The 13327-nt window shown below is 68.9% G+C and carries 10 protein-coding genes and 3 pseudogenes; 8 read left to right on the forward strand and 5 right to left on the reverse strand.

Annotated elements, in window-relative coordinates:
• Positions 1-69: 69 nt before the first annotated feature.
• Positions 70-1011, forward strand: coding sequence for an NAD-dependent epimerase/dehydratase family protein (locus OG417_RS34435; protein ID WP_329237661.1), 942 nt, complete (start codon positions 70-72; stop codon positions 1009-1011).
• On the opposite strand, the pseudogene OG417_RS34440 reads toward OG417_RS34435, so the two are convergent.
• A pseudogene (locus OG417_RS34440) lies at positions 997-2165 on the reverse strand (IS110 family transposase). The gene OG417_RS34435 and the pseudogene OG417_RS34440 overlap by 15 nt on opposite strands.
• 200 nt (positions 2166-2365) lie before the next feature.
• Here OG417_RS34440 and OG417_RS34445 point away from each other — a divergent pair.
• Positions 2366-2704: pseudogene (locus tag OG417_RS34445) on the forward strand (transposase); the annotation flags it as partial.
• A gap of 189 nt (positions 2705-2893) precedes the next feature.
• Positions 2894-3777: pseudogene (locus OG417_RS34450) on the forward strand (IS3 family transposase); the annotation flags it as partial.
• A 697-nt stretch (positions 3778-4474) separates the two neighbouring features.
• Here the strand turns inward: OG417_RS34450 and OG417_RS34455 are convergent.
• Positions 4475-5671 carry an MFS transporter gene (locus OG417_RS34455; RefSeq protein WP_329237664.1) on the reverse strand — a complete coding sequence of 399 codons (1197 nt, stop codon included), beginning with the start codon at positions 5669-5671 and terminating at the stop codon, positions 4475-4477.
• Positions 5668-6723 (reverse strand): Glu/Leu/Phe/Val dehydrogenase family protein, encoded by a 1056-nt coding sequence (locus OG417_RS34460; RefSeq protein ID WP_329237667.1) that lies wholly within the window; start codon positions 6721-6723, stop codon positions 5668-5670. Before OG417_RS34460 ends, OG417_RS34455 begins: the two co-directional genes overlap by 4 nt.
• A 265-nt stretch (positions 6724-6988) precedes the next feature.
• Here OG417_RS34460 and OG417_RS34465 point away from each other — a divergent pair, with 265 nt between their 5' ends.
• The 4 genes from OG417_RS34465 (at position 6989) to OG417_RS34480 (ending at position 10143) form a co-directional block, all read left to right on the forward strand.
• Complete coding sequence (locus OG417_RS34465; RefSeq protein ID WP_329237670.1) at positions 6989-8170, forward strand: PucR family transcriptional regulator; 1182 nt, start codon at positions 6989-6991, stop codon at positions 8168-8170.
• 252 nt (positions 8171-8422) lie between these two features.
• Entirely contained in the window at positions 8423-8629 is a 207-nt protein-coding gene (locus tag OG417_RS34470; protein ID WP_329237673.1) for an AAA family ATPase, read from the forward strand.
• A gap of 254 nt (positions 8630-8883) precedes the next feature.
• Positions 8884-9273, forward strand: a complete 390-nt coding sequence (locus OG417_RS34475; protein ID WP_329237676.1) for a hypothetical protein — start codon at positions 8884-8886, stop codon at positions 9271-9273.
• Between the two features lie 174 nt (positions 9274-9447).
• Positions 9448-10143, forward strand: a complete 696-nt coding sequence (locus OG417_RS34480; protein ID WP_329237679.1) for a hypothetical protein — start codon at positions 9448-9450, stop codon at positions 10141-10143.
• Between the two features lie 462 nt (positions 10144-10605).
• On the opposite strand, the gene OG417_RS34485 is transcribed toward OG417_RS34480, so the two are convergent.
• Positions 10606-11583 carry a helix-turn-helix domain-containing protein gene (locus tag OG417_RS34485; protein WP_329237682.1) on the reverse strand — a complete coding sequence of 326 codons (978 nt, stop codon included), beginning with the start codon at positions 11581-11583 and terminating at the stop codon, positions 10606-10608.
• Between the two features lie 232 nt (positions 11584-11815).
• Here OG417_RS34485 and OG417_RS34490 point away from each other — a divergent pair, with 232 nt between their 5' ends.
• A complete protein-coding gene (locus OG417_RS34490; protein ID WP_329237685.1) occupies positions 11816-12589 on the forward strand; it encodes a GntR family transcriptional regulator in 774 nt (257 codons plus the stop codon).
• 66 nt (positions 12590-12655) lie between these two features.
• On the opposite strand, the gene OG417_RS34495 is transcribed toward OG417_RS34490, so the two are convergent.
• Positions 12656-13210, reverse strand: coding sequence for a cysteine hydrolase family protein (locus tag OG417_RS34495; protein ID WP_329237687.1), 555 nt, complete (start codon positions 13208-13210; stop codon positions 12656-12658).
• Positions 13211-13327: the final 117 nt, after the last annotated feature.

A 13327-nucleotide genomic window follows, 5' to 3' on the forward strand; every position in this document is an offset into this window, starting at 1 on the left:
CAGGTTACACCTGCATGCGCAGTATGTGTATATGCAGATAGTGTATGTGCACATAAGTGAGGGGATCTGATGCGCATCTTCCTGACCGGCGCGACCGGCTACATCGGGAGCTCTGTCGGCGTGCGGCTCATCGCCGAGGGGCATACGGTGACCGGCCTGGCCCGCTCGGCCGGCTCGGCGGACGCGCTCCGCCGGATCGGCATCGAGCCGGTCTCCGGAACGCTCGACGATCGCGACGTCCTCGCGCGCGCCGCGGCCGAGGCCGACGCGGTGGTCAACGCCGCCGACAGCGACCACCTCGGCGCAGTCCACTCGCTTGTCGAGGCGCTCGACGGCTCCGGCAAGCCGCTACTGCACACCAGCGGCTCCAGCATCGTCGGGGACGACGCCCGGGGTGAGGCATCCGACAGGATCTGGACCGAAGAGCAGGTGCTGGCACCCGGCTGGCGGCCAACCCCGGAAAAGGCCGCCCGGGTGGCCATCGACCGCCGGGTCCTGACGGCCGCCGACCGCGGCATCCGGTCAGTGGTCCTGTGCAACACACTGATCTACGGGCACGGGCGCGGACTCGCGCGAGACAGCGTGCAGATCCCTCGGCTCGTACGGCAGGCCGAAAGCAGCCGCGTGGCCCGACACATCGGCCGAGGAGCCAACGTTTGGTCGAATGTCCACATCGACGATGTCGTCGAGCTCTACCTGCGGGCGCTGACCGACGCTCCCGCCGGCTCCTTCTACTTCGTTGAGAACGGCGAGGCATCTTTCAAGACGATGACCGACGCCATCGCCGGCGTCCTGGGCTTGGAACCCGCCCAGCCATGGGACATCGACTCCGCGATTGCCGAATGGGGCTACGAACCGGCCGTCTACGCACTCGGCTCCAACAGCCGCGTCCGCGGCACCGGTGCCCGTACCGTCCTGGACTGGCGCCCCCAGCACGCCTCCGTGACCGACTGGATCCAGCAAGAACTTTCCCACACGACTTCAGGAGCTGAAGTGTCAAGCCGCAAGTGATTCGGCGTGATGTGACCAGGCGGTCGCTTCGTCGTAGAGCGTGCCTGTCTTGAAGCATCCGTGCAGGATGCCGACGAGCCGGTTGGCGAGCTGGCGCAGCGCGGCGTGGTGGCCGGGGTCTCGGGCCCGGAGCCGGTCGTAGTAGGCGCGGGCTCCTGGCGAGGCGGTCAGGGTGGCGAAGGCCTGAGTGTCGAGGGTGTCGATGAGCCGGTCGTTGTGGACGAAGCGGGCCAGCACGACCTTCTTCTTGCCAGAGGCACGAGTGATGGGGCTGGTGCCCGCGTAGTTCTTACGGGCCTTGGCCGAGACATACCGTCCATCGGCGTCACCGAACTCGGCGAGCACCCGGGCGCCGAGGATCGGTCCCAAACCGGGCTGGCTAAGGATGATCCCGGCGGCCGGGTGCCGCCCAAAATGGGCATCGACCTGCTCTTGCATGGTCTTGATCTGCTGGTTGAGGACGGTGAGGATCGCGGTCTGGGAGCCGACCGTGGCCGCATAAGCCGCCGTCACCCGGCGGGCTGGCCGAGGTGTTCGGCGCGCAACGCCTGCTGGATCTTGACGGCCTTGTCGCCGATGTTACGACGGCGGGCGCGTTTGGGTGCGGCGCTGATCTCTCCGATGGTCAGTCTGGCGGCCGAGGCCGGGTCGGGGGCCTTGGCCAGCAGCTCAAGGGCGTCGGTGGCGTCAAGGTCTTCGAACGCCTCCAGCGCAGCCGGGAAGTAGTCCCCCAACGCGTGCCGTAGCCGCTGGGTGTGGCGGGCGCGTTCCCAGATCAGCGTCTTGTGCGCCCGCGCCACCACCTTGATCGCCTCCGCCTCGGCACTGTCGCCGGCGGCCGGTCGCAACTGGTGGGAGTCAGTGCGGACCATGTCGGCCAGCATGTGCGCGTCGGCGGCATCGCTCTTGGCGCCCGAGACCCTCAGCCGGTCCCGGTAGCGGGCCGCTTGCAGCGGATTGACCGCGAACACCGTGTATCCGGCGGCCAGCAACGCCTGCGCCCACGGGCCACGGTCGGTCTCGATCCCGACCACCACCTCCGCCTCGTCGGCGTCCTCACCGAGTTGCTCACCGATCATGGCGTGCGGCCGGGCCATCCCCGCCACACCCTCAGGCAGACGGGCCCTGGCCAGCCGACGGCCCGAGGCGTCCATCAACTCAACGTCGTGATGAGCCTCGGCCCAGTCATCCCCAACGAACAACCGCAACGCTTCTCCCGCCCGCGAAGCCGATTTGTCTCAGCAGCCGGCGGGAGAACCATCAGCGACCTAATCGAACAGTGCTCACGCCACGATCGGGCGGGCACGACATCCCAGCAGCGATCAACTCTCCCGGCCAACCGGCAGGGGCACACAGCCAGGCGCTGGTGCCGCTGGTGCAGGGCATCCCGCCGATCCGCTCCCGGCGCGGACCGCGTCGCCGCAGACCGGCCAAACTGCACGCCGACAAAGGCTATGACCACGACCATCTCCGGGTGTGGCTGCGCAAGCGGGGGATCACACCGCGCATCGCCCGCCACGGTATCGAGTCCTCCCAGCGACTGGGCCGGCACCGCTGGGTGGTCGAACGCACGATGTCGCGGCTGAACGGGTGCCGCAGACTCCACCGCCGCTACGAACGCAAGGCCGACCACTTCCTGGCGTTCGTCGGCATCGCCGCGGCCCTCATCTGCTACCGCCAACTCACCAAATGAAACGACGTCTAAGACGTCGTTTCATTTGGGGTGATCAGCGGCGAAGCTGTATCGGGTGATCCTGGATGAAGGGCCTTTCCTCCGGAGTGTGGACACCCTGAGCGCCCTGGATCATGGAGGTCTGGGGGTGAGAGGGGTCCTGCGTGGCGATGAAGGTCTACTCCCCCCGAGGAGTTCAAGGCCGACGCGGTGGCGTTGTATGTGTCGGATCCGGCGGCGACGTACGCGCCGGTGGCCAAGGATCTGGGTGTCAACCGCGAGACGCTGCGGTTATGGGTCAAGCAGGCCCGGCAGGCCAAGGCCGGTGAGCACAGGCAGGAGCGGCGGCGGTGAGGCCGATGCCGGGCCGGTAGCCTCCGGCGCCGTGCTTGAAGAAGAAAACCGGGAGCTCGGTAAGAAGGTGCGGGAGCTGGAGGCCGAGCGGGACATCCTGCGCCGGGCGGCCAAATATTTCGCGGGAGAGACGAACTGGTGAGCCGCTTTCAGTTCGCCTGTGACCACCGGGAGCTGTTCAGCATCAAGCGGCTGTGTCACGTTCTGCGGGTGTCGCGGTCGGGCTATTACCGGTGGCGTGAGGCCGCTGAGGACCGGGCCGCACGGCGGCGTGCCGATGAGGCGCTGGCCGAGCAGATCCGGGCGGTCCACGCCGAGTTCGACGGTACGTACGGGTCACCGCGGATCACGGCCGAGCTGCGTGATGCGGGCAGGCGGGTGAACCGCAAGCGAGTCGAGCGGGTGATGCGGATCTTCGGAATCGCCGGGGTGCGTCTGCGCCGTAAGGTCCGCACCACGGTGCCCGCCCCGTCGCATCAAAGGGTGCCGGACCTGATCAAGCGGGACTTCACCGCCCCGGCGCCGAACCAGCGCTACGTCGGTGACATCACCTATCTGCCGGTCGGCGGCGGTGAGTTCCTCTACCTCGCGACGGTGATCGTCCTGGCCTCCCGGCGCCTGGCCGGCTGGTCGATCGCCGATCACATGCGTACCGAGCTGTGATCGACGCGCTGGAGGCCGCGGCCCGCACCCGGGGCGGGCGACTGGACGGCGCGATCTTTCACTCCGACCACGGAGCGCTGGCACACCACGACGACGCAGACCATCCGCTACGGCACCGCGGCCGCGATGTCCTGGGACCGGCTCCACCCCCGTCTGACCCGCCGCGCCGCCTGGCTCGACCATGACGGCCCACTGCCCGTCATCGACGGGGCGCTAATCCGCCTGCAGGTCGAGTACCTGCCCGCGACCGCGACCCCAAGCCGGTCTGGTTGTCGTCCTCGACCACCGGCACAAGCTGCGCTCACTTCGACCGGCTCTGGCAGGCGTTCCTGCGCGGATTCGACCTCGAACACATTCTTTCGCCTGTTCAAATCGCCTGTTCAAACAGACCCTCGGGTGGCCCACCCCGGAAATCCGCAGACCCGAGGCCGCCGACCGGTGGACCTGGCTCATCATCGCCACACGCACCCGGCTCCGGCCCGCCCGCCACCTCACCGAAGACCTCCGGCGGCCCTGGGAACGCCCCGCCGCACCAGGCCGACTCACCCCCCGCACGCGTCCGCCGCGGCTTGCGGAACATCCGTGCGACCATCGGCTGCCCGACCAGCGCACCAAAACCCACCGAACCGGGCTCTGGCAGACCGGCCAGGCTCCAAGAACAAGCGGCCCGCACCCATCCATGACGTCGGCAAAACGACCAAAAAACCCTCACCGCCCAGCTCGGGCAGGCAGCTTAAAGATCAAGCTGAGTAACTCTCCGGGCCGATCCGCTGCTCACTCCTGCGCGGTGATCACCGCGGGCGCCACGCGATCCGGCGAGCCGGCTGTTTCCGGGACGGTCCGCCGCACGGAGAGCAGCGATACGCACGCGATCAGCGCAGACAGGGCCGGAACGGCCACTGGTCCCCCCGCCGACAGGGCGAGCCCGCCGAAGGCGCCGCCGACGGCGACGCCCAGGAACTGCACGGAGAAGTGCAGCCCCAGAGCCAGGGACCGCTGCGAGGGCGCCAGGGCGGCGATCCGTGTCTGCTGGGAGACCCCGCCGCAGCACCAGGCGGCACCCAGGCAGAACAGCACCGGAAACGCGGCGATCTCCGCGGCGGTGCGGGGATGCCAGGCGGTGCCGACGGCGATGGTTCCGAGCAGCAGCGCCATCAGCGACAGAGCCACGCGCAGCACCCGCGCCACGGGCACCTTGACCAGGATCCTGCCGATCGTGCGCCCGGCCAGGAACGCGCCTGCGCCGAAGACGATCATCAGGGCCGCGACACCCTGGCTTCCCATCCCGGTCGCCCGCTCGGCGATCGGCGCGAGATACGTGTAGGTGCAGTACGCGGCGAGGAAGACCCCGAAGGTGGTCAGCAGACTCCACCGGACGGCCGGGCTGCGCAGCAGTTCGGCCCGGCCGGTGCCGACGGGAGCCGCCGGCACCGTCGGCAGCAAGACCGCCAGCATCAGCGCGGTCGTCAGCGCCAGGACCGTGACGAACAGGAACGTACCCCGCCAGCCGAGCAGTCCGCCGATCAAGGTGCCGATCGGCGCACCCAGGGTGAGCGCCAGCGCGTTGCCGCTGGCGGTGACCGCGATCGCGTTGGGGATGTCCTGCGGACGGCACAGCGCGGCCGCCGCCGCGGCGGCCGGCCCGGCCAGCAGGGCCGCGCTCAACGCGGCCAGCACGCGCGCCGCGGCGAGCACGGCATAGTCGAGTGCGCACGCGGCGAGGGCGTTGCTGAGCGCGAAAGCCAGCATGGCCCCGATCAGCACCGACTTCGGCGGCACCCTCCGGAACGCGCCGATCAGCGGCGGCCCGGCCAGGGCGTAGACCAGCGCGAAGACCGTGACCAACTGTCCGCCCACTGATACGGACACGTTCATGGAGTGCGCGACCGCCGGCAGTACGCCGGCGATGACATAGCCCTCGGTGCCGACGGTAAAGGTGGCCAGGGCCAGCACGTAGATCCGGGGGTTCATGCCGGTCCCGGCGCGGTGGGAACCGGTGCGGCCAGCCGCCGGCGGGCGAGGTCGTCGGCGGCCTGCGCTGTCGTGATCTTCGTGCGCGCGGCCGTCTCGAACAGGCCGGTCAGGGTGTCGGCGATCGACTCGATGCGCTTGACCGCTTCCTCCGGTTCGTCGCCGAGGACTTCGCGCGAGACCGCGTTGACGACACCGCCGGCGTTGGCGATGTAGTCGGGGGCCCAGAGGATCTCGCGCTCCCGCAACAACTCCGCCACGCCGGGATCGGCCAGTTGATTGTTCGCCGCGCCCGTGACCGCACCGCATCGCAGCCGCGCCACCAGATCCCGGGTCAGCAAGCCGCCGAGCGCGGCGGGGACCAGCACGTCCACCTCGGCGGTGGCCGCTGCGTCGGGTTCGGCGAACACCACGCCCAGTTCTGCCCCGAGCGAGCGCTTCGCCGGGTCGATATCGCTCAGGACCAGGTCGGCTCCCGCCGCCGCCAACTGCCGGGCGATCTGCTCCCCGACGTGCCCCAAGCCGATCACCGCGAATCTCCTGCCCGTCAAGGCCGGCGAGCCGAACAGCGCCAGGCAGGTCGAGCGCAGCGCGGCGACGACGCCCAGGGCCGTGAACGGCGAGGGGTCACCGCTTCCGCCGCCGGCCTCCGGCCGGCAGAACACGTACTCGGTCCGTTCGCCGATGACCGCCATGTCGGCCGGTCCGGTACCAGCGTCGGGACCGGTCACGTAGGCGCCGCCGAGCTCAGCCACGATGTCGCCGACATCGTGCAGCGTCGCGCGGCGTTCGTCCGCGGTGACGCTCCGCCCGGCGGGAAGGACCACGACCGTCTTGCCGCCGCCGTTCGGCAGTCCGGCGGCAGCGCACTTACGGGTCATGCCCTCTGATAGGCGCAACGCGTCGCGCAGGCCGTCCTCCCAACTGTCGTACGCCCACATCCGGCAGCCGCCGACCGCACGGCCGAGAGCAGTGGAGTGCACTGCGACGACGATCGGCAGCCGGCTCCGCCGCCCGCGTCGCACGACGACCGATTCATGACTGAACTCCATCGGATTCTCCACGCGTCCTCCAGTGCACCCAGATGCTTTCGACCCATCGCTGGGGACCTGGCCCCCGCGGCGTCCGCTGTCCAGCCTGCCGACGACCGGTCCGCGGGACCAGAACCGAATCTGAGAACTCCCCGGCGTCGTTTTTGCGGAATCCACAAAAAGGCAGCATGTGCGTTCTTGATCGCCTCTCGTCAACGCATGGTCGCAGTGAAGGTGCCATACGATCGCGAGAGAAATCACTAGGAAATCCACATCGGGAGGGGCGATGGTGAAGCCCGTGACCGAGAGGGCCGGGGCGCAGGCCGACACCGCCGCGGAGTGGCAGCCCGTCGTCGAACTCTGCGAATCACTCGCCGCAGAACTGCCCACGGTGATCCCGAGAATCGTTGACCGCATACGGCTCGAGGTCCCGAGCTATCAGATCGTGGACCGCGAGCAGCAAGAACGCGACGTCACCCGCCACTACCAGGGACTGCTCACCGGCGTGGCCGCACGCCGCTCGCCCACCCGCGAAGAGGTCGAGGCCGCGCATGCGCTCGGAGCCGAACGCGCCGCCACCGGCCTGCCGCTGCACGCCCTCATCGAGGCTTACCACGTCGGCTACCGCGAGATGTGGAACGTGCTGCTTGCTCGTGCTCAGTCGCATGACACCCGGGCCGACGCGCAACTCGTCTCGATCGTCGGGATGGTCTGGACGTGGGTGCAAGATTCCAGCAGCGCGGCTGCCGAGGCGTACGGCGTCGCCGTCCGCGCCGCCGATGCCACGCTCCTGAGGCTGACCCACCAGTTCCTCGACGGCCTCGCCACCGCCGAACCCGCAGGCGTCGACCTCGAGCAACTGGCTGCCGCCCTCACCTTCGACCCGGCCGGCGAGTTCCAGGCACTGTGCTCACCGGCCGAGGACTGGCCCGACGAGCGCATGATGGATCTGCGGCACCACCGATGGCCGGGCACGCTGCGCTGCGCGACCCGCGGCAACCTCATGATCGCCCTGGTACAGGGCATCTCGCCGCAGGCCGTGGTCGAAACGGCCCAGCGGCAGAACCCTGATGCGAGCTTCGGCATCGGCCTGCCGCGGACCGGGCTCTCCGGCGCCGCGACGAGCATGGCGGACGCGAGAGCGGCGCTGTCCCTGGCGGATCCGGGACAGGTGAAATCCTTTGCCGACCACTGGCTGCTCGCCACCTTGGCGCCCACCGCGCAACGCTTCGCGGTGCTGCTCGAGCCGCGCCGAGAGGCCGCGCAACAACACCCTGACCTGGCAGAGACAGTGCTCAAGTTCGCCGAGAACGGCTTCTCACTCACCGCGACCGCCCGTGTCCTGCACGTGCATCCGAACACCGTGAAGTACCGCCTGCAGCGCTGGCAGCAACTCACCGATTGGGACGTACGCACCTGGCAAGGACTGTCGTCCACCATCATCGCGCTCGGCCTGCCGACACTCTGAAAAGCTCATCCGGCCAGGGCCGCAAGCGGGTGGACGATGCGCTGGTTGAGTCGGCCCGGGGCGCGGGTGTGGCATTGCTGCCGTCCCGTTTCTATGTAATCTATGCAATAAGCCCTGAGTTCGCGTGCGCCTGCCTGCTGCTGTAGTCCCGGGACTTGGGGGTTCGTTGGGGATCTATGCGGATTCTGGCGTGTGAAGCCCGCTCGGGATTCCTGAAGTCCTATCGTCTCCATCACCAGTCCTGCGTTCTGAGTGAAGGCCGGATTCGTACGCTATTCCTGTGGGCGAATCTGGCCGTTAGCCGGGCGGGCCGAAGAACTGCGGTACATCGAAGCCGCGATCCGGCGCGTGGACGGGCCTCGGCGCGTGGTCCTCGTCGGCGCCGCCGGGGTCGGCAAGACGCGGCTGGCCCGGGAGGCACTGGCCCTGCTCGCCAGGCGTGGAGCAAGCGCACGCTGAGCGACCGGCACGGCCTCGGTACGCGCGTTGCCGTTGGGGGCCTTCGCGGGCAGGCTCGACGATGCCGACCCGGCTGGTGAGCGTGACGATCAGCACCCTGCCGGCCGGGGCACCGCCCGCGGGCATCGTGCTCGGCGTCGACGACGCGCATTTGCTGGACGAGCTGTCCGCGCTGGTGGTGCACGAGTCACGGGAGGTCCCGGCCTGCCGTCGAGGAGGCGGCGAAAGCGCTGGCATCCCCGGAGCCGCCGGAGGTGGGCGTTCTGCTGGCCGCCCATGGCAGCGTCGCCGGGCTCGGTGCTCTCGGGCGCGCCGACGAGATCGGGCCGATCGCCGCTCGTGCCTACGCCACGGCCCCCCAGTCGTTCTCCACGGCGGTGGGCGCCTTCGGGCTGTGCGACATCCACCTGATGGCGTTGCACGCCGCCGGCCATGTGCAGGCGGTGGGTGACCTGGCTCAGCGACACTACCTGCGGGCCGCTGACATGCCGGACTACTCGCGGTTGAGAGGCGTCGCGTTGCGCGGGCACGCCGCGCGATACCAGGGCCGCCTGCGGGCCGCGATCGGGAACCTGCGGGAGGCACAGGCCGGTTTCGCGCACGTGGACGAGGAGGGATACGCGTTCCGGTGTGCTGAACGCTGACGCAGGCATTGGCCGCCGCCGGGGACGGCGGTGGGTGCCCGGCAGGCCTGCACAGAACTGGAGACCGTCCGGCTTCCCTCGTTCGCATCCCTGCCGTACGCTCCCGCCGGTCGGACGCCCGCCCCAGGTCCACCCGCCGTACCGTTACCCCCGCTAACCCGCCGGAGATCGGTCATGCCTCACGATCTGCCGAAGACACCGGACTCACCACCTCAGGTCCCGCCGAAGCCGGGGCGCACCCCGAACGCCCATGCGGCCTGGCAGAAGAAGCACGAGGCGAAGATGATCCAGCGCCCTGCCGGTCCGGCCGACAGCGCCGGAAAACCTGGCGGGCCGAAGAAGCCGGACGGCGCCCGACGTCCACCGGACACGCGCGCGCCGATCCCCTCGGAGATGGCCAAGGCGGCCAGGGAGATCCGCGGCTGGGTGGCGGCGGAGAAGAAGCCCGTCAGGGAATACGAGCGGATCATCGCCGTCAACCCGGACGGCTGGGAGCACAACTACCGGGTTTCCTATGTGGTCAATTACGAACTGAAGCGAGTCGGCGCGGTCCCTGGACGTCACTACACGCACGCGGAACGGGCGGCCCTGTCGGAAAAGGCGCTGTGGGCTCCCGGACTCGGCCGTGGCAACCCGGGCATGCCACACAGCAGAACAGGCGGCGAGCCGTGGTACGACCGCGGGCACGATCGGTCCGCCCGCACGGACACACAGGCCCCCTTCATCCTGGAAGTCCCCAGGCCGGCGCCCACGCCCGAGGATTCGGCCGGCCACCTCGCACAGCCACCGGGGCACGTGGACCTCGGATACGGCGAATCGGTCAATTCCCAAACCGGCCGGTACTCCCCCGGTATCGGCCCCGAGTACTGAGCATGCCGCGCTCGTGGACGCGAAGGCGGTCGCGCAGTCCGTGCCGGCGCCTCGTGGGTGGCCTGGGGCAGCATGCCGCGGGGAGGAGTGTGAGAGGGATGGCGACAACCAGCGACCTTGAGAGCGCGACAAGATGGGATTGTCGGTTTCGGTGCGACAACCTACGATTGTCGCATAGAGGAGATGACCGTGCGGGCCCTGGTCGAGATCGTGCAACACCGGGCGGCCGGCGATGACCCGCTTGTCCTGTTGGAGACCGCGATCGCCGTGGCCGGACAGGCCAGCGGCGCCGCTGAGGGGCTGATCGAGCACTACGTCGGTGCCGCCCGCGCGGCGAACGTGTCGTGGACACTGATCGGTGAACGGCTGGAGTGTCCAAACAGGCCGCGCGGCAAAAGTTCGCGCACCGTCTGGAAGTCAGTGACGTCCTCGCCCGGCGGTCGTGCGGATGGCTGGTCCGCCCTACCCCAACGCGCTCAGGGCGTGCTGTCGGTAGTCCCTGGGCGGGAGGTCGAAGGCGGCATTGAAGGCGCGGGTGAAGCTGGCGTGATCGTTGAACCCCCAGCGCGCCGCGATCTGGTGGACGGGCGTCATTCGCAGCGTCGGGTCGGCGAGGTCACGTCGCGCGCGTTCAAGGCGCTGGCGGCGGATCCACGTTGAGACGGTGGTGCCGTGGTCGCGGAAAATTCGGTGCAGGTAGCTGACGGAGATATGGTGCGCGGCGGCGATCGACCGTGGCGACATCTGCGGGTCGTGCAGGTGCTGTTGGACGAACGCCTCGATGCGCAGGAACAGGGCGCGCCGGCGGGAGTCGGCCGGGATCTCGGTGTATGCGTCGATGTGGTGAGCGATCGTTGCGTTCACCAGATCGACGGCCACGCCGCTCAGCCGAGGGATGTCGGCCGGCCGGTAGGACGCCGAGCCTGCGGTCAGGCTGGTCAGGAACTGGGTGAGCAGAGCCCCCACGCCTCCGTGCCCGGACATGGGTACCGCGAGAATCCGGTCGACCTGGCACGCGCTCAGCGGCAGGAGGACCCGCGGCAGCTGGGCACGCACCAGCGTCGCGGTCTCGCCCTCGGCAGCGATTCGAATGTGTGAGGGGCGCTGGCTGTCGTACAACGCGAAGTCTCGCGCGCCGAGAGTGGCTTCGCGGTCGGCCTGGACCACGTCGACCCGTCCGCGCAGGGGAAACACGATCGAATACAGCTCCGGATCGGAGTCTCGGATCATCCGGGGCGTCCGCCGTACGTCGGCCGAAGAGCATGTCAGCTCGACCACGTTCACTGCCGCGAGGTCGAGTGCTCGCGCCGTGGCGCGGAAGTTCTCCGGCTCCTCGCTCCGCACCCGCATCGGGTACTCGCTGTTGACCTGGAATTCATCGAAGCGGGTCAACCGGTTTTGCGGCGGCATGTCGTCGCTGTGAAACACCGTCTTGATCATTGTTCCCCGAGCACGGGATCAGGGCAGGGTGGCATCCGCCACCCGCCAACATCACCGACAAAGAAAAACACCTGAACGCCGCCCCTACAGCTACACCCACTCACTCCACGGCCGACCCACCGGAAGAGCCGACGCAAGGTGATTGAGATATCAACTTGATGTGCAAATATCTGCAAATGCGCGCAAACAGTGCTGCTGCCGTATCAACGCTCCTCGGCGGCATACTGTCGTGGTGCGCGATATCCATCCCGTGATCATGGGAGCGCCTCATATCCCCGCGCTGCTGCTGGCCGGCGCGGAAGAGACCGGCCTCGACCGCACCACTCGGGCATACAGGGCGATCAGGCGCCAGATCATCGACCTGACGCTGCCGCCCGGCAGCAGCTTCAGTGAGGCATCGCTCGCGCAGCAATGGCGCATCAGCAAGACGCCGGTGCGCGAGGCGCTCGCGCGGTTGAGGCGCGATGGGTTGGTGGATGCGCTTCCGCGCGCGGGCTACGTCGTCAGCCCGATCACCCTCCAGGACACCGACGATCTTTGCGCCTTGCGGACGCTGCTCTCCTGCGAGGCCGCCGCCGCGGCGGCACGCCGAGGCGTCGAGGCGCCGGCGCTCGAACGGCTCGAAGTGCTGTCCAAGGTGCACTTCGCGCTCGCAGCGGGCGAAGTGGAACTCGAGGAGGCGCTGCGGGCCGCGATGGAGTTCGAGGCCATCATCGCCAACTTCAGCGGCAACAACCGTTTCGGTAAGGCGATCATCGACGTGCTCGACGAGTTGGAGCGGGTCCTGCGGATGGCCGCGTTGATCGCTCCCGAGGCCGCGAGCCCGCCCGGGGAACTCGAGGCCATCTTCGAGCGACTGCGCGCGCGGGATGCCGACGGCGCCCACGAGGCCATGCGCAGGCGCTGTGAGCGCGTACGTCGCGACGTGCTCCAGGTCCTGGCGAAGAGCCACTCCGTCAGCAGGGCGCACATTGAGATTCCGGCGTCGTCGCTCCCCCCGGCCTAGATGCGCGTCTGCCGGAGCTTGGTCACACCGGGGTGCGGGTTCTCTGCTTGAGGCGTTCACCATGGCTCATCGTGGTTCTCCGGGCCAACCGGCACAGGACACGACCTCGAATCCCCGGCTGGGGAAGACCGCGTCCATGAAGAAGTCGTGCATGGCCGGGTCACCATCGGCGCAACCGTCCCGCAGCACGGTCACCTCATAGCCACGGTCTGCCGCGTCGTAGCACGTCGCAGCCACCATTGCGCTGGTCGCGACTCCGGCGATCGCGAGAGTGTCGACGCCGCCCGCGCGGAGCACAAGGTCAAGATCTGTGCCGGCGAACGCGCTGGCGCGGCGTTTCATCACGACGACGTCCTCGTCGGCGACCGGCAGATCGATCTCGGTTCCGGCCGATCCCTCGTGGAAGGCGTCCCCGGCTTCAAAGAACGTCCTCAACATCGCGTTGCCCGGCGGCAGGTCGGCCCCGTTGACCCGGACGGCGAAGTGCACGAACACAACGAGAGCACCGGCCGCGCGGGCGCGCGGGAGCAGCTCGGTGAGCGGCGCCACGACTTGCCTGGCGAACGGGTAGCCGCTCGTGATGCCCTGCTGGACGTCACCGATGATCAGTGCGGTGGCCATGACAGGTTCCCTTCCAGTCTCTTCATCCGACGCCCTGCGGTGAGCAGGACAGCTGTTCCGGCGGCCAGGTCGGCTTCAGCGAACCCGGGCAAGAGCCGCGCGACGAACAGCGTGGTC

Source organism: Actinoallomurus sp. NBC_01490 (assembly GCF_036227085.1).
Classification (GTDB): Bacteria; Actinomycetota; Actinomycetes; order Streptosporangiales; family Streptosporangiaceae; genus Actinoallomurus; species Actinoallomurus oryzae.